The 25089-nt window shown below is 49.0% G+C and carries 27 protein-coding genes and 1 pseudogene; 9 read left to right on the forward strand and 19 right to left on the reverse strand.

Annotation, left to right across the window (positions count from 1 at the left end):
- Positions 1-125: 125 nt before the first annotated feature.
- Positions 126-587, reverse strand: a complete 462-nt coding sequence (locus C6I21_RS13635; protein ID WP_105960035.1) for an Lrp/AsnC family transcriptional regulator — start codon at positions 585-587, stop codon at positions 126-128.
- Between the two features lie 191 nt (positions 588-778).
- Between C6I21_RS13635 and C6I21_RS13640 the strand changes: the two genes are divergently transcribed.
- Together C6I21_RS13640 and C6I21_RS16795 are read left to right on the forward strand one after the other, a co-directional pair.
- On the forward strand, positions 779-1672 hold the full coding sequence (locus C6I21_RS13640; protein WP_425352509.1) for a DMT family transporter: 894 nt from the start codon (positions 779-781) through the stop codon (positions 1670-1672).
- A 103-nt stretch (positions 1673-1775) separates the two neighbouring features.
- Entirely contained in the window at positions 1776-1910 is a 135-nt protein-coding gene (locus C6I21_RS16795) for a hypothetical protein (RefSeq protein ID WP_280953457.1), read from the forward strand.
- A gap of 61 nt (positions 1911-1971) precedes the next feature.
- Here the strand turns inward: C6I21_RS16795 and C6I21_RS13645 are convergent, their stop codons facing one another.
- Entirely contained in the window at positions 1972-2283 is a 312-nt protein-coding gene (locus C6I21_RS13645; protein WP_105960037.1) for a hypothetical protein, read from the reverse strand.
- 138 nt (positions 2284-2421) lie between these two features.
- Here C6I21_RS13645 and C6I21_RS13650 point away from each other — a divergent pair, with 138 nt between their 5' ends.
- The 3 genes from C6I21_RS13650 to C6I21_RS13660 are packed head-to-tail and all read left to right on the forward strand — an operon-like array spanning position 2422 to position 4534.
- Positions 2422-3114, forward strand: a complete 693-nt coding sequence (locus tag C6I21_RS13650; RefSeq protein ID WP_105960038.1) for a DUF1538 domain-containing protein — start codon at positions 2422-2424, stop codon at positions 3112-3114.
- Entirely contained in the window at positions 3111-3842 is a 732-nt protein-coding gene (locus C6I21_RS13655; protein ID WP_105960039.1) for a DUF1538 domain-containing protein, read from the forward strand. The genes C6I21_RS13650 and C6I21_RS13655 overlap by 4 nt, the downstream gene beginning before the upstream one ends.
- Positions 3839-4534 (forward strand): P-II family nitrogen regulator, encoded by a 696-nt coding sequence (locus C6I21_RS13660; protein WP_105960040.1) that lies wholly within the window; start codon positions 3839-3841, stop codon positions 4532-4534. The genes C6I21_RS13655 and C6I21_RS13660 overlap by 4 nt, the downstream gene beginning before the upstream one ends.
- Before the next feature lie 200 nt (positions 4535-4734).
- Here the strand turns inward: C6I21_RS13660 and C6I21_RS13665 are convergent, their stop codons facing one another.
- The 5 genes from C6I21_RS13665 to C6I21_RS13685 form a co-directional block, all read right to left on the reverse strand.
- Complete coding sequence (locus tag C6I21_RS13665; RefSeq protein WP_105960041.1) at positions 4735-5571, reverse strand: stalk domain-containing protein; 837 nt, start codon at positions 5569-5571, stop codon at positions 4735-4737.
- Between the two features lie 859 nt (positions 5572-6430).
- Positions 6431-7330, reverse strand: coding sequence for a glycine betaine ABC transporter substrate-binding protein (locus C6I21_RS13670; RefSeq protein ID WP_245411649.1), 900 nt, complete (start codon positions 7328-7330; stop codon positions 6431-6433).
- 29 nt (positions 7331-7359) lie between these two features.
- On the reverse strand, positions 7360-8112 hold the full coding sequence (locus C6I21_RS13675) for an ABC transporter permease (protein WP_245411650.1): 753 nt from the start codon (positions 8110-8112) through the stop codon (positions 7360-7362).
- 16 nt (positions 8113-8128) lie between these two features.
- Positions 8129-9100, reverse strand: coding sequence for an ABC transporter ATP-binding protein (locus C6I21_RS13680; RefSeq protein ID WP_105960042.1), 972 nt, complete (start codon positions 9098-9100; stop codon positions 8129-8131).
- Between the two features lie 19 nt (positions 9101-9119).
- Positions 9120-9770, reverse strand: coding sequence for an ABC transporter permease (locus tag C6I21_RS13685; protein WP_105960043.1), 651 nt, complete (start codon positions 9768-9770; stop codon positions 9120-9122).
- A gap of 443 nt (positions 9771-10213) precedes the next feature.
- On the opposite strand from C6I21_RS13685, the gene C6I21_RS13690 reads away from it, so the two are divergent.
- From C6I21_RS13690 to C6I21_RS13705, 4 genes are all read left to right on the forward strand, one after another.
- Positions 10214-11008, forward strand: coding sequence for an SDR family NAD(P)-dependent oxidoreductase (locus tag C6I21_RS13690; RefSeq protein WP_245411651.1), 795 nt, complete (start codon positions 10214-10216; stop codon positions 11006-11008).
- Between the two features lie 22 nt (positions 11009-11030).
- Complete coding sequence (locus C6I21_RS13695; RefSeq protein ID WP_105960044.1) at positions 11031-12506, forward strand: FAD-binding oxidoreductase; 1476 nt, start codon at positions 11031-11033, stop codon at positions 12504-12506.
- 64 nt (positions 12507-12570) lie between these two features.
- Positions 12571-14016, forward strand: coding sequence for an FGGY-family carbohydrate kinase (locus C6I21_RS13700; RefSeq protein WP_105960045.1), 1446 nt, complete (start codon positions 12571-12573; stop codon positions 14014-14016).
- 48 nt (positions 14017-14064) lie between these two features.
- Positions 14065-14778: a MurR/RpiR family transcriptional regulator gene (locus C6I21_RS13705; RefSeq protein ID WP_105960046.1), complete on the forward strand. Its 714-nt coding sequence runs from the start codon at positions 14065-14067 to the stop codon at positions 14776-14778.
- Positions 14779-15276: 498 nt separating this feature from the next.
- On the opposite strand, the pseudogene rpsI reads toward C6I21_RS13705, so the two are convergent.
- The 12 genes and pseudogenes from rpsI to C6I21_RS13760 form a co-directional block, all read right to left on the reverse strand.
- A pseudogene (gene rpsI, locus C6I21_RS16905) lies at positions 15277-15336 on the reverse strand (30S ribosomal protein S9); the annotation flags it as partial.
- Between the two features lie 224 nt (positions 15337-15560).
- Positions 15561-16007: a protein-export chaperone SecB gene (locus C6I21_RS13710; RefSeq protein WP_105960047.1), complete on the reverse strand. Its 447-nt coding sequence runs from the start codon at positions 16005-16007 to the stop codon at positions 15561-15563.
- Between the two features lie 3 nt (positions 16008-16010).
- A complete protein-coding gene (locus tag C6I21_RS13715) occupies positions 16011-16274 on the reverse strand; it encodes a hypothetical protein (protein ID WP_105960048.1) in 264 nt (87 codons plus the stop codon).
- Between the two features lie 14 nt (positions 16275-16288).
- On the reverse strand, positions 16289-16918 hold the full coding sequence (locus C6I21_RS13720) for a hypothetical protein (RefSeq protein ID WP_105960049.1): 630 nt from the start codon (positions 16916-16918) through the stop codon (positions 16289-16291).
- Positions 16919-17595: 677 nt separating this feature from the next.
- Positions 17596-18267: a hypothetical protein gene (locus C6I21_RS13725; protein WP_105960050.1), complete on the reverse strand. Its 672-nt coding sequence runs from the start codon at positions 18265-18267 to the stop codon at positions 17596-17598.
- Between the two features lie 111 nt (positions 18268-18378).
- Entirely contained in the window at positions 18379-19344 is a 966-nt protein-coding gene (locus tag C6I21_RS13730; protein ID WP_105960051.1) for an SRA domain-containing endonuclease, read from the reverse strand.
- Positions 19345-19474: 130 nt separating this feature from the next.
- Positions 19475-19705, reverse strand: a complete 231-nt coding sequence (locus C6I21_RS13735) for a hypothetical protein (RefSeq protein WP_142393268.1) — start codon at positions 19703-19705, stop codon at positions 19475-19477.
- 79 nt (positions 19706-19784) lie between these two features.
- On the reverse strand, positions 19785-20270 hold the full coding sequence (locus C6I21_RS13740) for a hypothetical protein (protein ID WP_105960053.1): 486 nt from the start codon (positions 20268-20270) through the stop codon (positions 19785-19787).
- Positions 20271-20351: 81 nt separating this feature from the next.
- Positions 20352-23909, reverse strand: a complete 3558-nt coding sequence (locus C6I21_RS13745; protein ID WP_105960054.1) for a peptidoglycan DD-metalloendopeptidase family protein — start codon at positions 23907-23909, stop codon at positions 20352-20354.
- Positions 23910-23926: 17 nt separating this feature from the next.
- A complete protein-coding gene (locus C6I21_RS13750; protein ID WP_105960055.1) occupies positions 23927-24241 on the reverse strand; it encodes a hypothetical protein in 315 nt (104 codons plus the stop codon).
- A 5-nt stretch (positions 24242-24246) separates the two neighbouring features.
- Entirely contained in the window at positions 24247-24561 is a 315-nt protein-coding gene (locus C6I21_RS13755) for a hypothetical protein (RefSeq protein WP_142393269.1), read from the reverse strand.
- Between the two features lie 84 nt (positions 24562-24645).
- Positions 24646-25020 (reverse strand): hypothetical protein, encoded by a 375-nt coding sequence (locus C6I21_RS13760; protein ID WP_105960057.1) that lies wholly within the window; start codon positions 25018-25020, stop codon positions 24646-24648.
- Between the last annotated feature and the right edge of the window lie 69 nt (positions 25021-25089).

Raw genomic sequence — 25089 nt, forward strand, 5'->3', positions numbered from 1 at the left:
TCCACATGAACGCGTTCTATACCAAAATGCATGAACGATTCCACGAAACTTATTGAACCGCCGTATACGGATCCGTACGTACGGTGGTGTGAGAGGACGGAGGGGAGAACCCTCCTCCTACTCGATTAGGCTTTTTCCCTGTCCAGCGGCAGCATCGTCGAATTTTTCACTTCGCGGAGCGTCAGACTCGTCTGAATCCGGGCACCGCCGAGTTCATTCAGCCGGCGGACGAACGTTTCCAGCTCTTTCCGGTTGGAAACGACGATTTTCAAAAGGTAATCATATTCCCCGGTCAGGCAGTAGCACTCCAATACTTCCGGCCGCTCCTTCAGCTTGCCCTCCAGAAACTGCAGTTCGTCGGTCTGATGAATGTTTGTGCTCATAAAAATAAAGCAGAGCAGATCAAACCCGAGCGCCTCTTCGTTCAGCAGCGCCGTATACCGCTCAATCACCCCATCCTCTTCCAGACGGCGGATGCGGCTGTGGGTTGCCGGCGGTGACAGACTGACTCTCCGTGCAATTTCCTGGTTGCTGAGTCTCGCATCGTGCTGCAGAATATCCAGAATGTGCAGATCCATGTGATCCATGCAATTTCCTCCTTTTGTTTCTTCTGCAGAAACCCTTCCACTTTCCCTTTCTACAGAACAATTAAATTAAATATCCCATTTAACTTTTAATTATTCTTAATTTTATCATACATACCGAATAATATAATAAAAATATCCTTTTCATGATACAGTTATTTCATAAATGTTATTCCGAAAGGAGGAGGAAAAGCATGCGCTACGTCGTGCTTCTCGTTCTCGCCAGTCTGTTCTGGGCGGGGAACTTCATCGTTGGTAAAGGGCTTGCGGCGATGGCCGCACCAGATACGCTCACCACGCTCCGCTACGCCATTGCCGCGGCTGTTCTGCTGCCGCTGATCGCTTTCCGGGAGAAAAAAGTGCTCCCGCCGGCCCGGGCCTGGCTGCCGCTTCTCGGCATGGGTATTACCGGTGTCGTCTTATTCAATGTGCTTCAGTTTCTTGCGCTGGATCAGACGACTGCTGCGAATGTCGGTATCATTTCCACATTAAATACGTTTTCCATCGCACTCTGTGCCGCTCTCCTTCTCCGCGAACGGATCCGGCCGCTGCAGTTCGGTGCGATGCTTATCTCCTTCGGCGGCGTACTTCTCGTCATGACGAATGGACGTATGCCGGCTGTTGATACCATACAGTCCGGCGACCTCTGGATGACCGCAGCCGTCGTCGTATTCGGCCTCTACTCGGTGTGCAGCCGCTGGGCGACACGGGATGTTTCTCCGATGATGTCGGTCTGCTGGTCCGGTATTATCGGCATCATTATTCTGCTGCCGTTTAACCTGCACCGGTTTGCTCTCCCGCCGGTGGACGCGGCGTTCACCGGTGCGCTTTTATACATCAGTCTTGTCGCGACGATTTTATGTATGGTGTTCTGGGGACACGGCGTGAAGCATCTCGGCGCCTCCACCGCCGGACTGTTTTTAAACTTAAACCCGGTGTTCACAGCGGTTCTCGCGTTCGTTTTCCTCGGCGAGAGCCTGACGTGGATCCAGGCTGCCGGCACCTCACTTGTCATCGGCGGATGCATCGCCTATACGCAGGTTCCGAAAGTCGTCGTGGCACCAAAAAAGCATGTCGAAGCAGCATAGACCCATCCCATCCTTTCCCACGTTTGTTCACCTGTTTTTCACTGTACATCCGGCTGTTCCGGCGTATACTGGAAGATATTCCAAACAGAAAGAAGTGCTGACGATGACTGCAACCTTTGTAATGCACGGCGTTCGTTTAATGATGACGGGAGTTCTCGGCTTCGCCGCTGTCTCCCTCGTTTTCTATCAGGGCGTGGAATTTGTGCACGCTCTCTGGGATATGTTCCGCTCCCACTAAAATGCCGACAGGAAAAAACGGTGCCTCCTCTTCTGGAAGGCACCGTTTTTGTCATATTATTTTAAGATGCTTCATAGGCCATCGCTTCATGTATCGGTTTGGCTTCCGCGTGCTGGATCCCGCTTAACGGAACGCTTCCACTGAATACATACGCCGTGCCGGAGTTCATCCGCTCCAGTCCTTCGAGCGCCGTTTTCCAGAGCCACTGATGAGGATTTGTGATCTCCCTGCTGCGGCGGTAAGCTTCTGTCATACTGATATCGCTTCGGAATCCGCTTTGGCGGTGACAGATGCGGAGCGAATAGCTTTTGGTCAATGTCTCGACCTGCACCGGCGCCTTCAGCGCTCCCCAGTCGTTTTTCTGAAAATCCAACGTACATCCTCCTCCGCTCCATAAGTAAGGCTCTATACCCTGATGAAGCACCCACAAACCGCCGCTCCTTCGTTTTTTTCTGCCTGAAAACGGGTACGGCGTGTATAGAAGCAGATTTTACGGGGAGGGGTGTCCTGGTTGAACGATGTCTACGAACAATTTAAAGAGGTCGTGATGGCCGTGCTGCCGCTCGCAGCCGTTGTGATTATTCTGCAGTATACGCTGATCGGTCTTCCTCCGGAGCTCTTTTTCCGTTTTCTTGCAGGGGTCGTGATGGTCGGTCTCGGACTGTTTCTTTTTCTCGTCGGTGTACATATCGGGCTTCTGCCCATCGGGGAAATGATCGGTGCTGCGCTTCCGAAAACGAACAAAGTCTGGCTCATTTTAAGTGCTGCTTTTGTTCTCGGTGTGGTTGTCACCATTGCGGAGCCGGACGTCCGCGTGCTTGCGAACCAGATCGATGACGTATCGGAAGGGGCCATCGGCAGCTGGACGCTCATCTTATCCGTCTCTTTAGGCGTCGGTATTTTCGTCCTTATGTCCATGGTGCGGACGCTGTTCAACGTACCGCTGAAATACCTTCTTCTCGGTGGGTATACCCTCGTCGGTCTCCTGGCGCTCGTCACACCTCCGTCTTTCCTGCCGATTTCCTTTGATGCCGGCGGGGTGACGACAGGGCCGATGACCGTCCCGTTTATTCTCGCTCTGGGCGTCGGCGTCACGTCCGTCCTGCAGGGCAAATCCTCCTCGAGTGAAGGCTTCGGTATCGTCGCCCTTGCGTCGATCGGACCGATTATCGCCGTCATGCTGCTGGGGGTGGTGTACGGATGATTGATATTATTTTCGAAGATATCACCCATACGATCACCGAAGTGGCGCTAGCGATCGTGCCGCTGCTCGTATTTTTCTTTGTGTTTCAAGTGTTTTTTCTCCACCTGGAAAAGAAGCGGATCTTCGATATTCTTATCGGACTCGTGTTTACGTTCGTGGGGCTCGTACTCTTTCTCCAGGGTGTGGAAATCGGCTTTTTCCCTGCAGGTGAAGCCATCGGGGAGACGCTCGGCGAGCAGGAAAACACGCTCCTCCTTCTTCCCATTCTCGGCTTCATTTTCGGCGTCGTCGCTACGTTTGCGGAGCCCGCGATCCGGATTATGAACTACGAGGTGGAAAAGGTGACTGCCGGTTCCATTTCCAAAAACGTCATGCTCATCACGCTGTCGCTCGGCGTCGGGTTATCGATCGCGCTGTCGATGGTGCGGATCGTCGTCGGTTTTCCGCTCTGGTACGTTTTACTGCCGGGATACATTCTGGCGTTTGTGCTCGTCTTTTTCTCGAGCGACCGGTTCATCTCGATTGCCTTTGATTCGGGCGGTGTGGCCACCGGACCGATGACGGTCACGTTTATTACGGCCATTTTTGTGGGAACGGCTTCTGTAACGGAAGGACGCGACCCGCTTCTGGACGGGTTCGGCATGATTGCGCTCGTTGCGCTGACGCCAATTCTCGCCGTCTTAATACTCGGCCTACTTTATCAATGGAAGGAGCGTTCCAATTCATGAAAACATTCCGCGGGGATCATAAAATAATGGTAACGATCGTCAAGCGCGGAAAGGCTTCCCGGCTGGTGAAAGCGTCCAAAAAAGCCGGGGCCTCCGGAGGAACGATTCTTCTCGGTGAAGGAGTGGGGATCCATGAGAAACGTCGTTTTTTCGGCGTCGATGCCCTGCATGAAAAGGAAATTCTTCTGACGCTTGCCCCGGAGGACATTTTTCCGGATATTGTGGACGCTATCAGCAGTGCGGCCAGGCTGCATAAACCCGGCCGGGGCATCGGCTGTATTCTGGATGCCCGGCGGACGCTCGGCATTGCCCACCTTGGATATGATGATTCGACAAAGGAGCTGGATGACATGACTGATGATGTAAAGCACCGGGGGTTTAATTTGATCATTACGGTTGTGGAGAAAGGAAAATCCGGCAAAGTTATCGATGCGTCCAACCGCGCCGGCGCAGAGGGCGGTACGGTGATGAACGGCCGGGGAAGCGGCGTCAACGAAAAAGCGAAGCTGCTTTCCATGCAGATCGAGCCGGAAAAAGACGTCGTATTAACGCTCATCCGCACGTCCAAAACCGATGCCGTCCTCCGGGCGATCGAAGACGACTGCGAGCTGAGCGCACCCGGGAAAGGCGTGTCGTTTGTGCTTCCGGTCGAAGACACCGTCGGCATCAATCATCAGCTGCAGGATGACTAATCATTTGGGCGCTGACATCCAGCTGTGTCAGCGCCCGACGCTTTGTATACATGGATGACGGAACATCTGCTTTCAACCACAGGAAAAAAGCCGAACGAGCCCTGACATCTCTTTCAAGAGCTGCAGGATCGTTCGGCTTTTTTGTGTTTACGGTTCCGCCTCTAATTAATTATTCGGCTTTCAAAACTGCGGACGCTGTGTTAATCCTCGTAAGGCCAGGAAACTGTCCAGACTTCATTAAAAAGGTTGAAGGAAGATTGGAAGCGGAGTCCGCCGACGATATCGATCGGAGCGTTAATTTCCAGGGTAGAAGAATACATGGTCATCCGGGCAAACCGGGCCGGCTCTACCGGGAATCCTTCTGCTGCTGCAATTTCCCCCGCAGCATAGCGGACGAGCGGCGAAAATGCATAGCTCGTGCTAACGGATGTGGCGTTGTCGTCTCCCTTACTAACCGTCACAACTGTCCGGTCCGTCAGCGGATTGTAGTACTCATAGCCGTTTCCGGTACGTTCTCTCCGCTCGTAGGGCCGTCCGTCCAGAAGGGAGGTCCCGTCCTCTTCTCCGTAGCCGGGGGATGCTGCGTCTGTAATCCGGGCCGTTTTCCACGTGTTATTCCATGCCACGTCGGCACCGAACAGTTCGCTTACAAACCGGAGCGGAATGAGGGAGCGCCCGTCCTCAATGCGGAGCGGGGCTGCTTCTTCGATCATTTCGCCATTCACAATGACTTCGTCCTCCCCGACCGGAAAAACCACTTCCGTACTGTTGCGGCGTATGTACACTGCTTTGTCACTGCCATCGGCAATAAACCGGACGGTCGCACCCATGTAGTCAAACACACTTCGTACCGGCACCATCGTCCGGCCCTCATAAATCTGTGCCGGATCTCTCTCATCGACCGGCGCTGCCCCGTTCACGAGAATGGTCGGCTGAATCTCCCGGTAATCACTATCGACGACCGCCTGGGCACTCGTTCCAAAAAACAGCATCAATCCAAATGTCAGTACACCAGTTATCCACGATTTTGTTTTCATCTTGCATTCCTCCCTTCTATTTACCAGCCTATACCCCCTTTCATTTCCATCTATCCCCTTCTTTTCTTGTTGAATGGAAAACGGTTCCTTTGACCCGGGATTGGTGTGGAATGCGGGAGAAAATGCTTCACTTCAAGAAGCACGGCTCCGCACCGCCGGACAGCGGAGAAGCACGATCCATAGAAAGCAGCGATGTATTTTAACAACGGTTTGAAATGCTGCAGCCCCTGGCATGCTTAAGTAAAAGAGCCTAAAGAAAAGGGAGGTTTGCTGAATAGGTTCCCGTTTCCTCCCTGCACCTGCAGCCGTACGCGTGCCGGAGGGAATAAGAACTGCGGGACGAGAGCAGGAGACGGCTTGGAGCAGAGGGGGCGCCGGAAGTTCCGGCGGCCGGTGGTCCGATGGCCTGGAAAGTTGGTCCGGTTTGGTGCAGAACCTGGTCCGATTTCGACGGAAGTTGGTCCGTTACGAAGCGCCTGGTCCGGTTGAACCTGTTTTTGGTCCGATACAGGGCCGGCGTGTTCCGAAAACGAGCCATGCTGGTCCGCGGACGGCTGTTTCTGGTCCGGTGTTTTTCAAATGATATCAAACTGCCGCTTCCAGGCTCTCTCATCTACGAAAACCACCAAAAAAAGAGAGAATAGAATGTGTATAGTGTGAAACGTCCGGCTGGAAAACAAGCCCACGCAGGCTTCTACCGGACAGCGGAGAAGCTCTACCAACAGAAACAAACGGTACATGGAACAGAACACTGAAATGCTGCAGCCCCTGGCAGGTTTGCGTTAAACAGATTTCGAATATTATATGTTATAGGCTAAAAAAATACCGCAGGAGGCGTTCTCCTGCGGCGCGTCGTTCGTTATTCGATAAAGCCGTTTTCTTCAAGGTACGTGCGTGCGACGTCGTCGACGTTTTCATCTTCAATGTCCACCTGGTAGTTGAGGCCCATCATCGTCTCGGTATCGAGCTCTTCGGCGAGCGGCGCCATGATTTCTTCAATCTCCGGGTATTCTTCATGCACCTCGGTGCTCATGGACATCGCCGCATGATAGGACGGGAAGAACTGCTGGTCGTCCTCGAGGTTGAAGAGGTCATACTCTTCGATCCGGCTGTCTGTGGCATGCCCCATCGCGACGTTCACTTCTTCGTTATTGATCGCTTCATAGTTCAGGCCGTAGCTCATCTCGCTTACCTGGGAGCTGCCGAATTCAAAGCCGTACGTCTCTTCGACGCCCGGGAGACCGTCGTCGCGGTTACCAAATTCTGCGTCCGTGGCAAACGTCATTTCCTCTGGATTCTCGTTGACATGCTCCGCAAGATCAGAAATCGTGGAAATGCCCATCTCTTCTCCGTCCTGCTGGCGCATCATGAGCGTATACGTGTTGTCGATGTCGGAAATGTTCGTCCACGTGAGACCCTGCTCGCCGTCGATTTCCTGAATCGCTTCGTATGCTTCTTCTTTGACTGCGATCGGCTCTTCGCCATTATACGTGATCAGACCGGTTCCTGTGTAATCCCACGTTACTTCCACCTCACCGGATTCCAGTGCCTGACGGAGTGCCGTCGATCCCATGTTATCGACCATGTCGACGGTAAAATCGTTTTCTTCCAGCATAATTTCAGTCATCTTAGCCAGAATAAACTGTTCGGTGAAGTTTTTCGCACCGACCGTTACTTCTTTTTCGTCGCCGCCTCCACAGGCGCCGAGAAGCGCAGCGCTTCCGATTACAGCTGATAGTCCCATAAGTTTCTTTTTCATGTGATTCATCCCCTTTAATAAAATGTACGTTATGCTGATTGAATGGCTGCTTTCTGTGCCAGGCGGATGCCCTTTGGCACGAGGAAAAACTGCAGCAGCCGGAAGAGCTGGTCCACGGATACAGCAAGAAGTGTGACCGGAACCGCTCCGGAAATTAAATACGTATTGTCAAACAGCTGAATGCCGGTGAATATCCAGACACCCAGTCCTCCGCCGCCGATCAGGTAGGCAAGCGCGGTCGTACCGATGTTTAACACGATCGCTGTCCGGATTCCTGCAATCATGGAGCTTGCGGCCATCGGCAGCTCGATTTTCCACAAAATCTGCTTCGGCGTCATTCCCATGCCGAGCGCCGCATCTTTTGCCGATGGGTTCACGGACTTCAGTCCGGCGATCGTGTTCTGCAGAATCGGCAGAAGTGAATACACGTAGAGTGCGAGAATGGCTGCCTGAATACCGATGCCTAAAAAGCCCATCGCAAGCGCCAGAATCGCAATACTCGGAATCGTCTGCCCAAGGTTTGCCGTGTTGACGAGCAGCCACTCATACTTCCGGTATTTCGGCCGTGTCAACAGGATCCCTGCCGGCACTGCCGTCAGTAAGGCAAGTGTGGAGGAGATCAGAACGATCTGCAGGTGCCTTCCAAGCAGGCCGAAAAACTGGTCCGGGTTTTCCAGAAGCTGGGAAAACATGTTGTTGGATATCGTCCACCAGAAAAAAAGCACAATCAGCGCCCAGAAAGCGATTTTCACGACCCAGGCAATCACTGCTTTACTATTCAAGAGAATCCTCCTTTCTTCAGGCGGTGACGGTCATTCTGTGCACGAACGATTCGATCTGTGCGGCACTGACCGGGCCGAAGATCCGCCCTTCGTTGTTTTTCAGCCAGACGTTTTTCTGTGATGGCGTCAGAAGCGCAGAAAGCACACTCCGAAGCGACGCCGTTTCCTCAAATATGGCATCAGAGGCGTCCGGTGCGGCACCTTCCGTCGGCGGTGCGCCTTCCAGAAGATCTTTTACCGTATACAGGCTCAGACTCTTCAGTACGCTGTCCTCTCCGACAAACTCCGCAACGAATTCATTGGCCGGCTGGTTCAACAGCTCTGCCGGCTTATCAAACTGCTGTACTTTCCCGTCTTTTAACAGCACGATTTTATCAGCGAGCTTGATCGCCTCATCAATATCGTGGCTGACGAAAAGAATCGTCTTTTTCAGCGAACGCTGGATCTCCAGGAACTCCTCCTGGATCCGGCTGCGGATAATCGGGTCGAGCGCGCCGAACGGCTCATCCATCAGCATGACCGGCGGGTCGGCGGCGAGTGCCCGTGCGACCCCGATGCGCTGCTGCTGGCCTCCGGAAAGCTCATGCGGAAAGCTCTCTCCGTACTGTTCCGGCGGCATGCCGATCAAGTTCATTAAGTACGCAAACCGCTCCGCTTTCTCTTCTTTGGTCCAACCGAGCATCGACGGAACGACCATTACGTTGTCTTCGATCGTCATATTCGGAAACAGGCCATTGCTTTGAATGACATAGCCGATATTTCGTCTCATTTCAAATTTATTCAGCTCCTGGATGTTGTTCCCCTCGACGGCAATTTCCCCCTCGGTGAGCTCCTCCAGCTGATTCACCATACGTAGAAGCGTCGTTTTCCCGCACCCGGATGGTCCGAGCAGGACGACGAATTCGCCGTGCTCCACGGTGATGGAGACGTCATCGATCGCCTTGATGTCTCCAGGATATACTTTGGATACGTTTTTAAATTCGATCATCGAACCCCTCCATGTCTCATCATGAAATTCCTTTCGGGGAGAATTTCTGCTGCAGCTTCTTCAGACCGAAGTCGGCTGCAATCGCCAGAATGGAAATCGAAATGGCGCCGGCCAGAATCATGTTCTGGTTCCCCCGTGAAATACCCATATCAATCAGTACGCCGAGGCCGCCGGAGCCGATAAAGGCAGCGATCGCCCCGATTCCGATGCTCAGCACCGTCGCCGTGCGTACGCCGGCCATAATCAGCGGCAGCCCGTTTGGAATCTCTACTTTTAACAGCCGCTGCATCGTCGTCATGCCGATCCCCTTCGCCGCATCCCGTACGTTTGGATCCACGTTGTTGATCGCGGTGTACGTGTTACGGATAATCGGAAGCTGGGAATACAGAATCAGCGCAATGACCGCCGGCAGAAATCCGACCCCCTGCCCGATAAGCGACAAGATTGGGATCATGACCCCGAATAAGGCAATACTCGGAATCGTCAGGATGATGGATGCTGCCTGAAGCACGGTTTCCGCAAGCTTCTCATTGGTTGTTAAGTAGACGCCGAGCGGCACACCGATTAAGATCGCCAGCGTAATACTGACACCGAGGAGCTGCACGTGCTCGATCGTATAGGAAAAAATATCATCGTAATTCCGTCCGAGATAAGAAAAAAAGTCTCCCATCGTCTCTCCCCTTTCCAGAAAAGCATTTGTTAAGGAAAATTTTCCTTCATTGCTTTCCGCCTATTTTCAGCACAAAAAAAGAAGAAAGCCGCTGACGGCTGTCACAGCGTTACTTTCCTCTCTGCCGAGGCAACTATTATTCAGCATAAGTCATTCGCGTCTAGAAGTAAAATCCGCTTACACGCCGTATAAAACGAAAATTTTCCTCTTTTCCCTGTTATACGGCAGGTACAGCATATTTCCTTGTGTTATCTACAGTTACCACCGGAAATCTCCTTTGACATAAAGAAAATTTTCCTTATACCATTGTTTATAACGTGTGAAAAAGAAAATTTTACGTTATTACCTTGTTTTCTCCTGCCGGTCGTATTACGATATGTCTGGATACAAAAGCGGAGACAACCGGTGGGAAACCACCCGATTTACGCGACAGGAGGTTCTTCATGCAGCGAAAAATGGAGCACATTACCGACTTTCAGATGGACTTCTTCCATCTTCATGGCAGAACAGCCCTCATTACCGGAGGTACCTCCGGACTCGGGCAGGGCTTTACGCTGGCGCTTGCCAAAGCCGGAGCCGATATTTTCGTCGTATCCCTGGAGGATGACGGCGGGGAAACGAAGCGGCTCGTGGAGGCGGAAGGCGTCCGGTTTCATCTTAAAATCGCCGATTTGACGAAGGAAGGGGTCTGCCGCGAGGTCGTCGAGGAGTGTATCGATACGTTCGGAAGCCTCGACATCTTAATGAACAATGCCGGCATCAGCATCAACGAAAAAGACGTCACGCAGTTTACGCGGCTGCAGTGGGACAAAATGGTGTCCGTGAATTTAAACGCACCATTTGAACTGATCGCAGAGGCATGCCCGTACATGATCCGCCAGGAGAGCGGCAAGATCATCAATACGTGCTCGCTCTTCTCGTTTCTCGGCGGGCAGTGGTCCCCGGCCTATGCCGCCACCAAGCACGGCCTGGCCGGACTGACGAAAGCCTACTGCGATGAACTCGCGCAGTACAACATTCAGGTAAACGGCATCGCGCCGGGCTACTTCGCCACCGATGTCACGACCGCGACACGCGCCGACGCCGGCGCCAATCAGCGTGTGCTCGACCATATCCCCGCTGCGCGCTGGGGAAATATCGTTGATTTGATGGGCGCCTGCGTCTATCTCGCATCCGATGCGTCCAATTATGTCAACGGCACACTGCTCACCGTGGACGGCGGCTACCTCGTCCGTTAAAAATAGAAAGGAGATTTTTACTATGACAGCAGCACTGACACAGGATTTAACCGCAATTCTTTCCGAAAACCGGATCATCACCGACAAGGAGGCCCTTTACGACGCCTCCGCCGACCGCTACAAAAAATACGCAAAAGTGAAAAACGTCCTCGACGTGCCGCTTCCGCTTGCGATTGTATTCCCGGAATCCGCTGAGGAAGTCTCCTCCCTGCTGCAGTACTGCAGCGACCACAGCATTAACGTCATTCCACGAAGCGGAAAAACCGCCACAGAAGGCGGACTGGAAAACTGGAAAGACGAAACGATCGTCGTCGACGGCTCGAAAATGAACCGCATCATCAAGCTCGACACGTATAACATGCAGGCGACCGTCCAGGCAGGCGTCCCGCTCCAGCAGCTCGAAGATGAGCTCCGGGAAAAAGGCTTTACGACCGGCCACTCGCCGCAGTCCAAACCGGTTGCGCAGATGGGCGGACTCGTCTCCACGCGGAGCATCGGCCAGTTTTCCACGCTGTACGGCGCCATTGAAGATATGGTCGTCGGTCTGGAATGCGTTTTTCCAAACGGCCACATTTCCAAAATCAAAAACGTGCCTCGCCGCTCCGGCGGTCCCGACATCCGTCATATTGCCATCGGCAACGAAGGTGCACTCTGCTACATTACGGAAGTGACCGTCAAAATCTTTAAATTCTACCCGGAAAACAACACGTTCCACGGCTACCTCGTCGATTCCGTCGACAGCGGGCTGAAAATGCTCCGGGAAGTCATGGTCAACGGCTACCGACCGTCCGTGGCACGCCTGTATTCACCGGATGACGCAAAACAGCACTTCAGCCACTTCTACAAAGGCGAGCATGTGCTCATCTTCATGAACGAAGGGCCAAAAGGACTTGTGGAAGCGACAAACCAGGCCGTGTACGAGGCCGTGGAGACGTTTTCCGAAAATGTCGTTGAAAAAGTGGATCCGGCCCATATCCAGACTTGGTTTGAAAACCTGAACTGGGATCAGAGTCGTATCGAAAAAGAATTCCGCGACATGGAAGAGAACAACACCCACGACGGTTTCACGACCGAAGTATCCGCAGACTGGGAGAACATCGCCATCATCTACCACAACGTCATGGAACGGATCAAAAACGAATTCGACCGCTATGACGACCTGACGATGCTCGGCGGACACTCCTCCCACAGCTATTTGAACGGCACGAACATGTACTTCGTCTATAATTACACCATCAACTGCGAACCGGAAGAGGAACTGCTCACGTATCACCACCCGATCCACGAAATCATCATCGAAGAAACACTCAAGCAGGGCGGCTCCATGTGCCATCACCACGGCATCGGCAAATACCGCTCCGAGTGGACGAAAGAAGAGCACGGATCGGCCTACTACATGCTCGAGCAGCTCAAACACGCCTACGACCCGAATGGCATCATGAACCACGGCACCATCTTCCCGCAGGACGCAGAAATCAAAAAATATATCCGCCGGTAACCACCGGCCATAAAGGGAGGGCCCGGCGCTCTCCCTTTCTTTCCAAATGAAAGGAGGACCCCCGATGAACAATTACATCATGGGAATCGACAGCGGCTCCCAGAGCACCAAAGTCATCATCTTCGACACGAGCGGGCGCGAATACGCCTTCGCCTCCTCCCCGCTCCGCGAACCCGACACACCCGCCCCCGGCACCGTCGTCCACCCCGATGACGACCTCTGGGACACCCTCGTCGACGCCGTCACCAAGTGCCTCGGACAGTTCAAGGAAAACCCGCGTCACATTCAGGCCATCGGCTTGTGTACGATCAGAAGCTGCCGCGTACTGCTTCAGGAAGACGGCACGCTCGCCCAGCCGGTCATCAGCTGGATGGATGAGCGCCTCGCTTCGCCCTACCGGCACGAAGACGACCGCGTGCAGTATGTCACGAGTACGTCCGGCTACCTCGGCCTGAAGCTGACGGGCGAAAAAACAGACACAGCCGCCAACTACGAAGTAAACTGGCCGCTCGACCGCACCACACTTGACTGGAGCACCGACGAGAGCGTCCTGGAGGAAAACGGCGTCACGCGGGAGATGCTGTTCGACCTCGTCCGTCCCGGAGAAAAGCTCGGCACACTGAAACCGGAGCTTGCCACGCGTTTCGGACTGAAGGAAGGACTTCCGGTCGTCGCGACCGCGAACGACAAAGCCGTGGAAGTACTCGGAAGCGGTATTGAGGATGAATCGACTGCGATGATCTCTCTCGGTACGTTCATTTCCGCTATGCTTTACCGGGATCGGGATTTTCCGGACGCGGCGAACTTCTTTCCGACACTCGCGGCCGTTCCATTCCACTATGTATACGAATCGAGCGGTATCCGCCGCGGCATGTGGACCGTCAGCTGGTTTAAAAAACTGATCGGTGAAGAGCTGACAGGCCGCGCAGACAGAGAGGGGCTCACCGAAGAGGACTATTTAAACCGGGAAGCCGCCTCCATTCCACCTGGAAGCGACGGGCTTCTTACCGTGCTCGACTGGCTTTCCAGCCCGGATCTGCCGTACCGGCGCGGCATGATGATCGGCTTTGATGAGCGCCACACCGCCGTGCACATCTACCGCTCTATCCTGGAAGCGATCGCGTTTGATATGAAAGCCAACATCGGTGCCATGCTGAAGGAAATCGATGATACCATCGAGGCGCTCGTCGTTACCGGAGGCGGTGCGAAAAGCGATGTCCTCATGCAGATTCTCGCAGACACCTTCGGCCTGCCTGCAGCGCGGCGAAGCGGCAGAAGCAGTGCCTGCCTCGGCGCCGCTGTCAGTGCCGCCGTCTATCTCGGCACCTACGGCAGCTTTTCGGAAGCGCAGCGCGCCATGATCCGAAACGATGCCGTTTTCCCACCGGACAAGCAGCGCCACCAGTTCTACACAGAGTGGGAGGCCTCGGTCGTCCGTCATGTCCGCCCGAACACCGACGACATTCTCAAGCGGGCCCACACCTTCTTTGCAGACCGGAATATGATATAGTGGAGAAAACAGTTTTATGGAAAATCTGCGAAAGATAAGGATGACATCATGCTGACGTTACGAACAGATCATTTAACTACGCTGGAAAAGGCTACGCATGACACGCTGAAGCAGGCGGTCAGCGAGCAGGAGAAGCTGACGATCGTTCACGCCGCCGAACAGTGCGGCGTGTCTCCGTCCAAAATCTCGAAGCTCGTCCGAAAGCTCGGCTTTACCAGCTTCAAACAGTATAAGCGCTATTTCAGCGGTCTCGAAGACGGCACGCCGGCTTCCCCTCCATCCGGAGAGATCCGCCGGCTCATGCAGTTTCTCGAACACTACGACCCGGCGCTTGCCGACGATTTCGTCTCGGTATTCCTCCGCTTTAAAAAGGTTATTTTATTCGGCCTCGGCCCGTCCTACATCTGCGCCGAGTATTTCGGCTACAAGCTGCGGACCGTCACCGACCGCAATGTACTCGTCACGCAGCACGAAGACTACACGGAGCGCCTGGCGGACAAAGACACCCTGCTCATCATCTTTTCCGTTACCGGCACCTTCAAGTCCTTCGAACCGCTCCTCGGCGCCGTGCAGAAGCAGGGTGCCCAGACGATGCTCGTCCTCGAAGAGCCGTTGAACACGCGCGACTCCAGTGCCGACTACATCTTCCACCTGTCGCCGTACAAACAGGAAGGCGACCTGCTCGCCTTCGAAAAAACCCGCACCATCTTCTTCATCTTCATGGAAGAAATCATCACCAAACTCCGGCAGACATTGGAGTAGCAGGGGAGCGGACGACAAAAAAGCTGTCTTTGATCATTTTTGATCACAGACAGCTTTTTTTGGTTTTTGTTGAATAGGTAAGGAAGACTTCCAGGCTCCGGAATGGCGGAAAACGGATGTCCTGGAAAAACGCGGACCAGCTCTGCGTGCTTTCGGCCCAGGCCCGGGCTCCACCGGAACAGAATCACGAGAAAACGAACCAAAATTGCAGTCTGCCGGACCAGGCGCCCGATATCGGACCAGAAACTGCGCTCCGCGGGCCACCTTTCAGGCTCTACCGGACCACCATTGGACGGAAGCGGACCAAGTATCGGCCGGGTCCAGGAAGATCGTTCCGGCCCCTTTCTCCTTTTTCCACATCGATTCCCGGCAGCATTAAACGCATCAAACACAAAAACCCCCTCTGCAAGGGTTGGAAAGCAGAGGGGGCGGCTGTACGATGCGCGGATCCGTCCACAGGATCCATGGTGCGCGGTACAGTGGAATATAAAGGATTGATTAACGCTTCGAGAACTGAGGAGCACGACGTGCGGCCTTGAGACCGTACTTCTTACGCTCTTAAAAGTCAGCATATTTCCCGGTTTTCACCAGATTAAAAAATGCCGTAATATCAAGGTTTCGAGAAGTTTTATACTTCACTCGTTTTCTTTCATTCCCCTAATTTGTGAGTTAATTGTGAGTTAATAATGAGTTGCTGGGCAGGCAATAGGAAGGTAAGGGGAGGGCCCAAAGATTAATACAGAAAGAAGATAATATTAAATGAAGAAAATAGTTGTTAAGCGTTAACTATCTTCTTCAAAATTAAGCTCTTCAATTTTGTCTTTAGATTCAATCATCTCAGCTATATTCATCGGAGGTAACATAATAGGTGCTTCGCTCCCATTATTACTCAAAGTAGTCACTAGCGCCCTCATATACGGGTATAAAATAGCTAAGGCATTTTTACGAAACATATTCTCAACAAAACCTTCAGGTAAATCTTCATCACCAGAAACCACTAAAAATCTTCCTAATACTTGGGCTTCCATATAAAACGAGTTTTGATCTAAGTTCTTATCACCTAGCCTTACACCTAGATTTAGAAAAGCCTCTGTTTTCTCATTGTTTAAATACTGAATTTTTAAGTTGAAGTCTGGTGATACAGTTTCTTCTTCTAATTGATTGTCCGGGTCATATTTGTAATAGGTTTCTAAGACTTGATAATCATTGAACTGTAATTTTGATTTCATAGGTTAAGCTGCTCCAATAATTTCTGAAATTTCAAATTGTTCATTGAAACTTCTTTCGTCTATTTTTTTAAGTTTTTTATCCACTTCTACATTTAAATTATCAATAACCTTAAAATTAATTGGATTTAATACATCAGAAAATAGGCTCTCTAAATTAATTTTTTGGTTCTCGATATAAAACCCCGGATCACCCTTTTCTTTCAATTCAAGTCCATACCTTTCAGCTACTTCTTCTAATTTCTCTTTGGTGATATAACTAGTATTCATAGTGCATCACCTTTCTATTTATAATTTATTTTTTTACTAGAGGTTTTATGGAACTTCCGTTTCTGCTCTCTCGATTTCTTTTCGTGTATAACTATACTCTCTTGATCAATCACTTCTTTATCTCTTACACAAATTTGGACACTATATGGTTTAATATTCATTTTTCGTAGAAATTCATTTTCTGATATTTTTTTAGGAGGGTTTTCTATTTCAAAATATTGTTGGACGATTTTGATTTGAGGAGGCAATAAATCCATCACAGCACAACGCATTCGATGATTGGCATTGTTTTGCTTACCATCTATTGTAGCTTTTACTTGCAGACTTTCAATTTTAGAAACAACACTATCTACTTCCTCTACATGTTGTTGGAATCTCTCAATGCCCGTTTGAGTATTAAGGTCTAAAAATGATGAAAAATCACTGCTAATCTTGGTTCTTATTACTACTCCCTTGTCCCCATGCTTCAAACCCTTAAGAGCCCACTTCATGGCTTGTTCAGGATCATCTCTAAAAAAATAAATACCCTGACCTAACCAATGATTGTCTCTATTTTTATATGTGAAAGTTTTACTTTCACATATTGAACGAGCATAATCCTCTTTAGTGCCGTGAAATCCATTTATATCTACTGCAAATCCCATAACATCTTCCTCACATAAGAAGTGGAATCAATTATAATAAAAGTCAAGGCTTATTTTAGTGACCCTAGAATAAGATCAAGAAATTATTTTAATAATTATAACTTCACGCTTTTTTACAAATAAAAAGTTCACCTTTAAAACTCGACTGGACAACCTTCCCGGGTGTTCGCGATAGATTAAGATGATAAATTTTAATAAAAGAAACCCTAGACTTTTTTTCTTGAAATATATTGAAACTAAAGCAATACTTGAAAAAAGTATCTTAGTCTAATTAGAGTGTACTATAGACAATCAAATTTGTCATGTCCTTAAGAGATAAATGACTATAAGGCTAAAATATTTACCAGTTCAATTGCTTTATTTAGAATTAACCTTTTAATTTCCAAAGAATCTCCTCTATTTATGCTCATATATTCCCTCCCAAAAGTCATCTTTTCATTGTAATTACAGCATTTATACAAGAATAACCCATACTACACCGCAGTAATGTTTTAGAAGTTAAGAACAGAGTTAAAGTTAGCTAGAATTAATTATATTTCTACCCGCATATGACTTAAATAAATCCTTAGCCCTCAGTTGATATTATTAAAATTTCTATAAATTACTCCAATAGTTTTATATGTAAACTCACATTATTTTATTGATCTCTGCCTAATTAACATTCGAATTTGTACATTCTATCGCTTTTTAAATATATTCGAGTAGACCTTTTTTATAAACTTCCTTGTCTTTACTGAAAAATTATAGACTATTTTAATCTCAAATAATTTCTCTATTTCGTTAAATAAATCAGATGCAATACCTTTTTCGTTCGCATTTTTCTTATGAAATTCTATAAATTCTTCTCTTAATCGGTAATCACGCGCTACTTTTTTAGTGATTAAATTAACTTTTCGTGAAGTTAATAACTTTCCTTTTTCAACTTCTACTTTTATACGCTTCCATTCACTTTTTAATATGATTCTTTGTAGATTGATAATATCGCTAATAACCGTTCCATCTGTTTTAAAAGCTTCTGGGCTTTCTATATTGTAGATATACTCAATTTTCTTTTTCAATAAAAGCTCTGGTACTCTTTCCGAAACTCGAAAAAGTAACGAAAGTTCATCTACAATTTTTACCATCCGCTTTTTGTTAGAAGTCGAATGTTCTTCTCTAGCCAAAGAAATAAATTCTACAAACAGCTGCCTTACAGTCTGGCTCCATTCAATTCGTTGAGAAATAATACTTTCAGATATTCTAGATTTTTTAACGTTTGACCTTAAGATAAAAGCGTTGATAGCAACCCCTAAAAAAGTAATCAATACCACCCAAATTTCAGTTGGGAAAGCTTCTAATATACCTTCCACACTTTCACTTCCTTTAATAAAAATTGACATCAATGACTAAATGTAATTTATTATGATAGAAAGTAGTTCAGCAAAAGCTAAACTACTGCCTGTAACGCTAAAATCCGAAAATTATTGTTCTGTTTCTTTTTGAGCTACCATATCCAATAAATAAACTTCTGTGTCTCTATCATCGAAATAATGAATTTTACGATGACAATTTGGACAAACTGCACATGTATTGAACTTATCATCTGCTCCCCCTCGAGAAAGCCAAATAATATGATGAATCTCTAAAAACGGCTCTCCATCATCGCTCTGAAACGGGGCATTCGATCCACAAAACTCGCATTTTCCTTCTGCCCTTTTTTTAACATATGCTTTTAAATATTTGTTTCTCTCATAGTGAATGGTAGTTATTATGCGCGCCGAAGCATATATTTGTTCATCAGCTTTTTCTCGTAAAATATTTGCTGAATGTTTATTGAAATAGCTTTCTTCAGAAGCTTCTCGGAGCTTTACTACTTGTTCAGGCAAGGGATTGCTTACAACAAGTTTTAGAGGAAACATCCATACTTTTCGATTTTTCTGGGATTCGGTATAAGGTTCAGCGCTTAAATGAACTTCTCCCCTGAAGAAATGTTCTCCTGGTTGCATTGTCTCGAACAGATAAATATGAATACCATTGCTATGTGAATTAGCTAGTGTTCTATTTTGAGCATTATCTAAGGATTGATTTCCTTCTAAACCCATTCCAGTATAGTGCAAAACTTCTTCACCGTTCTCATCAATCTCCCAACGATCCGCATATTCTTTGGTCCGATCAGTAAAGAGAACCAAAGTGTTGGTAGTATGTGAGCGACGCATTCCTCCTTGAGTACCACATTTAAATCCACTTGAAATCTCTTCATTCGAATAAGATGATCCGAGCTTAAATTCTGAAAGGTTGGCATTTTTTTGATTAAGCCAAGCATATACTTGATCATAATCATAAACTTTATTTCTTCCGAATTTAGTGAAAGGAAGCCCTTCTTTTTCCATACGATATAAAGTTGAATTTGAAATACCTAGCTTTTCGCGCAACTCTGGAGCAAACATGTTATCACTCTCCGTTCTCGTTCTATCCGAGGAAATTAAATCCAATTAACTATAAGTATAGAATAAATGTTGTCACTACTCATTTCAATACATGTCATTAAATAATTCAAATTAATTCACTGTGTGATTCTCATTCCAACCACTCACGAAACCTCTTTTCTGCTTCGATCCGTTTTTCCGCGTATTCCTCCACCGTCCAGCCCAGCTTCTCCGCAGCTTCCTGATCCGTCAGGCGATTTGATTTCTTCCCCTCCGGCACAGGCAGCCTATATTTCTGTTCCAGTAGATCCTGGGCTTCCGGCGGTAGTGCGCTCAACGCTCTGTATAATAGCTTCATTTTCTCCAATTCCATCGGCTCCAATCCCTCCATGTGGGAATCAAAATAACCCCATCGGTTTAAATAATGCTTTGCCAGTTGGTTTTTCGGCATCCGACGCATGTTAAATCCCGATCCTTTCGCACACTTCGGCAATACTTAGCCCTTCCGTTCTTTCTTCTTCTTTCGGAAAGCCGTATATATAATTAATGGCTGTTTCGATCTCGTCCACTTCATCGGCAGCCTGCTGATCCAACTCCTCATTAATGATGGTATGATCTTTTTTCTTGAATCGCTGGTATAAGTATTTCTGTTCTAAGGGATCCAGCCGGTTCATAAACTGATCGAAGTACCGTTGTTTTCGCATAAGCAGCCCTTCTGTGTACTTCATTTCCTCCTGGGCCAGTAACATATCAAGCACTTCATCTTCCACACGAAAGCCCACAGTGATCAACGAGAGCCCTTCCTGCGTTTCCTGTGTGCGCGTGGTTAATGTTTTTCCGTAATACAAGTGCTTCCGCACCCGTTGAAATTGGAAGCGCTTCTTCTTAATTTTCTCTTTCAGATAAAAATAAGAACAAATTCTACTTTCTATATCGGGTTGAAGCATATATAAGCCCCCTCACACCTGGGATCGTCTTCCCCCTAAAGGGGGAGAGCCGCCCAGGTTGCCCCTGAGACGGCCTAACTTTTAATAATCCATACCTTCCTTCCTTAACTGACGAATCTGCTTACTCTCCCGGTACTGTTTGGCATATGGTTCCGCAACACGGGCAATCTCCCGACCATCGGCTTCCACAGTCCAATCCTTTTCTAACAACTGTTTTAAAATCTCGTTTTGCTCCATCAGTGCAGCCATCATCTGATCCCCGTTTGATGTTCCGGGGTTCGGCAGTTGATGCGGGCGCTTTGCCCCGCCCTTGCTCTCAATATCCTGTCCGGCCAGTGCCAGCAGCTTACTTGCTTCTGATGCTCTGGAAGGATCCGTAGGGATCACATATTCTGGATAACCGCCCTCACCGATCAACGCCATCATTTTATCCTTAATCAGCCCGCCTGTGGCAAAGCCTTTCGGGTTGATAGGCATTCCGTTCTTCCGCACTTCATAATGCACGTGCGGGCCGGTGCTGGCTCCTGTGGATCCCACAAGTCCGACTGTCTGACCACGCGATACATTCTGCCCGGTGCGTACCAGGTTTCTGCTGTTGTGCGCGTAAATATGTTCAAAAATGCCTGACACAATACGCACAAAATTACCAAAACCAGACCCAGTATTTCCGGCAAATGCTACGCGACCGCCGCCCTGTGCAGGTATTGGTGTGCCTGTTGCGGCTGCATAGTCAATCCCGTTATGATGTCGGCGATCCCCAGTAATAGGATGTGTACGCCAACCAAACGGGCTTGTCATACGATACCCGGAGAAATTCGGATCCCCTGGCCGTACTTCCGACTGTGCGCCTTTTAACTTCTCGACCACGGCATCTTTAAATCCGTTAAACGCACCACGCATGACACTGCCGCCAAACGATTCCCCGTCCGGCATATCTACACCAGTAAATTCCATCGCTTTATTAAAAAGCTTGCCTGGCGCATCTAACAACCAGCCCACGGCATCGTTTGCCAGTCCGGACGCTTTATCCCATCCGGCTTTGGCTGTATTCTTCACCCAACTAAACGCACGGCCGATTCCGCCCTCATAACCAGGCAATCCCATGCCTTCTTTTAATAATTTTTCCGTCTGTCGGTTCGGTAGGACGCTTGATCCTTTCGGGAGATTCAGCAATTCGGCTCCCTGCGTTCCCAGGATGGTATATCCGGATCCCGGCACATGGGCCAATTCTCGCCCCTTCTCACCCACAACAGCAGGCCCGCCCGGATGATCTTTCGTGCCTGTCGCGTACTGTGGAATAGCAATCTCAGGGATACGCAGGCTTACTCCAATTTTTCCGAGCAAGCTATTCATCCCACCAACAACTTTATTTACACCGGTTTCCAGCGTGTCACCTATGCTATTTGCAAATGATTTTACACCGGATGTGGCTTTTGACGCGGCATTTTTAATCCCGTCACCGATACGGCCAGGCAGGTTTTTTGCTGCCGTCACCATATCATCAAACCGATCTTTAATGTTGTCGCGGATATTGCGGCCTACTTCAAAAAAGCGATCCTTCATTTTGACAAAACGCTGCACCGCAGATTCCCGCATATTGCGGACGGCTTGCAATACATTGTCTTTCATTCCGGTAAAGAAATCACTAACCCGATCACGCAACCTTCCTACATGATCCGAGAAATTTTCTCGTAATCCGGAAACCATCGTGAGTGCATTACTGATGAAATCACTGAGAAATCCTACGACAATATCAAACCCGCCAACAAAAATCCGTTTAACACCCTCAAGCATTTTATCCATATCGCCGGTAAAAAGACCTGCGAAAATCTGAATGATACCCATAATGGTATTTGTGGCAAGTTTTACAATCGTAGAAATTGCACCCCAGGCCGTTTGAAAGGCCATTTTTATGGCGGGCATGATTTTTTCTACATATTCCCATATGCGTTCGAGCATCCAGGTGACGGCCAGCATGATATTGTCTGCTGCTCCCTGTATGGATTCCTGATTTTCCTGCCAAAATTCAGTGAGGGTTCCCATAAATTCGTGGAAGTCAGCGACCACATCAGCGACCAAATCTTTAATGATTTCAACTACCATTTCAAAGACGTTTTTAGCGCCCTCAATGGCTCCACTCAGGCGATCCCGAAACTCTTCCGAATTGCGGTAGGCCATGACAAACGCTGCAACCAATCCAGTGATGACCGCAACAACCAAACCAACCGGCCCGGTTAATGCCAGCATCCCAATCCGCAACGCTGGCATGATGCCGCCGACACTTCCAATCCATGTGAACAAATTACCGAATGATGAAATCAACGGGCCTATAACCTTTAGTATGGCTCCAAATACTAACAGCATCGGCCCCATCGCCGCCGCTATTCCGGCAGCGATGGATATATAGGCTTGTGCCGATCCAGACAATTCCCTCCACCATTTCACCACTGTGGATATTTTTTCTTCTACCTGATCGAACACCTGCGTAACGGTCTGACGAATATCCGGCATGTTTGCCAGAATCCAATCTAAGAATGTTTGAAGGTGCGGCATGAGTTCCAGCCCGATCTGCTGCGCGACTGTGCCTAACGTTCGTTGTAGCACATCCATTGTATCCTGGAATTTAGCTGCATCTTCAAAATCCTTGTCATCCATACGCAGTCCAAATTCATCCATCATTTCATTTGCTTCTTCCATCGATAGGGAGCCTTCTTGCAGCGCCGGCAGTAGTTCCTGCCCTAAATTCTTTCCGAACAGTTCTCCGGCAAGCCTAGCTTGATCCTGCTCGTTCGTCATTTCTGAGAGAGACTGAATCGAACGGGCAAACGCATCTTCTGTGGAAACCGTTCCTGCTTCCACTTCTTCCATACTCACGCCCAATTCTTCCAGCGCATCCCGGTATCCTTCATTTCCGGCGCGGGCTTCCCCCATGCGTTGGTTCACACGTTGGAGGGCCTGCTCCATCTTGCCCTGAGCGATTCCGTTCTGACTGGCCCAAAATTCCATATCCTGATAGAAGTCCGTGGAAACGCCCATCCGTGTGGATGCTTTCGCGATTGCGTCCGCGTTTTCTGTCACACTACCTGTTAAGGAAAACGCAGCCGCCCCTGCACCGGCAACCGCTGCACCAATACCAGCGACAACGCCCGTCCACACTTTACCAACGCCGATCATAGTGTCTCCGGTTTTGCTTACATTATCACCGGCCTGTTGAATCGCTTCACCGGTTTTCGTCCATTGACTTTCCTGTCTCTCCTGCTCCTGCCGCATGGCTTCTAAATCCTGTGTAGCATCGTCCACATATCGGCTGAGGTTGTTCAGTTCGGCAGACTGTTTATTGTATTCCTGCGCTGCCCGTTCTGCCTGCTTCGATCCCTCGCCGTGCTTCTCCACCATTTCTTCATACTTTTCACCTGCCGCCTGTGTCACAGCTTCCTGGGCTTCCAGTTTTTTATTAAGACCTTCGAGCCTTGTTTCATATTTCCCGATGCTCTGATCCGCCTTATCAAACTGGCTCATATTGGCCCGCATTTCCGTTGTCGTGGTTTTCAGATTATCCTTTAACCCCGTCAATCCGCGTTCGGCTTTTACTGCGTCCAGATCCAGGCCGATCGTTAAACCCTGTATTCTGTCTGACATGTTCTCTCCCTCCTTTCTTATTTACTTATGAATCCCTGGTGTATCAGCGCCACGCGCAGTTGATAATACAGCGGGTTCATCCTGGCTTGAAACGCTTCTTTTGATTCGGTGTACCGGATGGGTTTGTTTTGCAGCTGCATCCGAAAATATTCTTCAACGTCCTTGACCTCCCGCGGATGGAAGCGCCCGTAATTATCCAGAAAGGACTGGATGAATTGAAACGCTCCGATCTGCTTCCGGTGAAGGTTTTCCGGATCCAGGCTGTAATACCAGCGCAGCAGGTTTTCAATCTCCCGTTTCTTTTTCTTATTCAGCTTCCTCGGCTTCTCCATGTGCATCACCCCCTTCCACAGATGGTGCGCTTTATTTCAACAGCTTTCGCTTTTTCATGGGTGAGCTTCGCAGACCCGGAATCCGCTGTATTTTTTTCATCGATGTTTTCTTCTGTCAGATCCACCTTCGTTACTTCAATATCCAAATCACGACCGAACACAGGATCCAGGTGCACCATTTTTCCGTTATAGTTCGTCCATACGTGATAGGCGCTGTCGTGTGTTTTTTTGCTTAGCAGACCATAACTTGGAATACCCAGTTCTTCTCTACGTGCTGAAATAACCACATTTATTACCCTGTTGATCAGTTCATCCTCCATATGGTTCATGGTTCATGATTCATACCTACATATTCATAATTGGAGCCATCAAGAAGGTTCGTGATCCGGTGCGCGCCTACTTTTTTAGATTTCCGCCATTTCTTCCAGAAGGGGATCGGCTTTCTTCACGAAATCATTCATCATTTTCATCAGCTTTTTCTCAGCAGCCCGATAGGCTGCGTCTGCTTCTTCCTTTTTGATCCGGTAATTATCTTTCACTTTCTCCTGTTCCGTAGGCTCTAACTGAAACGGCTTGGACTTATTGCATCGCAGCTCCCGTTCCAGGAAGCGTTCACGTCCTTCCAGGTAATCCAGTTCTTGCACAGAGGATGGTTCCTTAATGGCTTCCTTCACTTCTTTCAGTTGAACTTCCAGTGGAATTGAATTAATCAATTCTTTCTCTTTGTTCGCGATAAGTTCCGCCGTTTGTCGGGTTTGTATAAGGTACTGTTTTTTCACTTATCTTTACGCACCTGTTTTTGTTTTATGCTCGTTCTCTCCGCTTTTCTTAAATGCTTTTTTAGATTT

It is taken from the genome of Alkalicoccus urumqiensis (assembly GCF_002993335.1).
GTDB lineage: Bacteria > Bacillota > Bacilli > Bacillales > Salisediminibacteriaceae > Alkalicoccus > Alkalicoccus urumqiensis.

Excerpts from the sequence above, each read along its gene's own strand:
- C6I21_RS13635 (WP_105960035.1), bottom strand. The coding sequence starts at position 587 with ATGGATCACATGGATCTGCACATTCTGGATATTCTGCAGCACGATGCG.
- C6I21_RS13640 (WP_425352509.1), top strand. The coding sequence starts at position 779 with ATGCGCTACGTCGTGCTTCTCGTTCTCGCCAGTCTGTTCTGGGCGGGG.
- C6I21_RS16795 (WP_280953457.1), top strand. The coding sequence starts at position 1,776 with ATGACTGCAACCTTTGTAATGCACGGCGTTCGTTTAATGATGACGGGA.
- C6I21_RS13655 (WP_105960039.1), top strand. The coding sequence starts at position 3,111 with ATGATTGATATTATTTTCGAAGATATCACCCATACGATCACCGAAGTG.
- C6I21_RS13660 (WP_105960040.1), top strand. The coding sequence starts at position 3,839 with ATGAAAACATTCCGCGGGGATCATAAAATAATGGTAACGATCGTCAAG.
- C6I21_RS13665 (WP_105960041.1), bottom strand. The coding sequence starts at position 5,571 with ATGAAAACAAAATCGTGGATAACTGGTGTACTGACATTTGGATTGATG.
- C6I21_RS13670 (WP_245411649.1), bottom strand. The coding sequence starts at position 7,330 with ATGAAAAAGAAACTTATGGGACTATCAGCTGTAATCGGAAGCGCTGCG.
- C6I21_RS13680 (WP_105960042.1), bottom strand. The coding sequence starts at position 9,100 with ATGATCGAATTTAAAAACGTATCCAAAGTATATCCTGGAGACATCAAG.
- C6I21_RS13685 (WP_105960043.1), bottom strand. The coding sequence starts at position 9,770 with ATGGGAGACTTTTTTTCTTATCTCGGACGGAATTACGATGATATTTTT.
- C6I21_RS13690 (WP_245411651.1), top strand. The coding sequence starts at position 10,214 with ATGCAGCGAAAAATGGAGCACATTACCGACTTTCAGATGGACTTCTTC.
- C6I21_RS13695 (WP_105960044.1), top strand. The coding sequence starts at position 11,031 with ATGACAGCAGCACTGACACAGGATTTAACCGCAATTCTTTCCGAAAAC.
- C6I21_RS13700 (WP_105960045.1), top strand. The coding sequence starts at position 12,571 with ATGAACAATTACATCATGGGAATCGACAGCGGCTCCCAGAGCACCAAA.
- C6I21_RS13705 (WP_105960046.1), top strand. The coding sequence starts at position 14,065 with ATGCTGACGTTACGAACAGATCATTTAACTACGCTGGAAAAGGCTACG.
- C6I21_RS13710 (WP_105960047.1), bottom strand. The coding sequence starts at position 16,007 with ATGAAATCAAAATTACAGTTCAATGATTATCAAGTCTTAGAAACCTAT.
- C6I21_RS13715 (WP_105960048.1), bottom strand. The coding sequence starts at position 16,274 with ATGAATACTAGTTATATCACCAAAGAGAAATTAGAAGAAGTAGCTGAA.
- C6I21_RS13720 (WP_105960049.1), bottom strand. The coding sequence starts at position 16,918 with ATGGGATTTGCAGTAGATATAAATGGATTTCACGGCACTAAAGAGGAT.
- C6I21_RS13730 (WP_105960051.1), bottom strand. The coding sequence starts at position 19,344 with ATGTTTGCTCCAGAGTTGCGCGAAAAGCTAGGTATTTCAAATTCAACT.
- C6I21_RS13740 (WP_105960053.1), bottom strand. The coding sequence starts at position 20,270 with ATGCTTCAACCCGATATAGAAAGTAGAATTTGTTCTTATTTTTATCTG.
- C6I21_RS13745 (WP_105960054.1), bottom strand. The coding sequence starts at position 23,909 with ATGTCAGACAGAATACAGGGTTTAACGATCGGCCTGGATCTGGACGCA.
- C6I21_RS13750 (WP_105960055.1), bottom strand. The coding sequence starts at position 24,241 with ATGGAGAAGCCGAGGAAGCTGAATAAGAAAAAGAAACGGGAGATTGAA.
- C6I21_RS13755 (WP_142393269.1), bottom strand. The coding sequence starts at position 24,561 with ATGGAGGATGAACTGATCAACAGGGTAATAAATGTGGTTATTTCAGCA.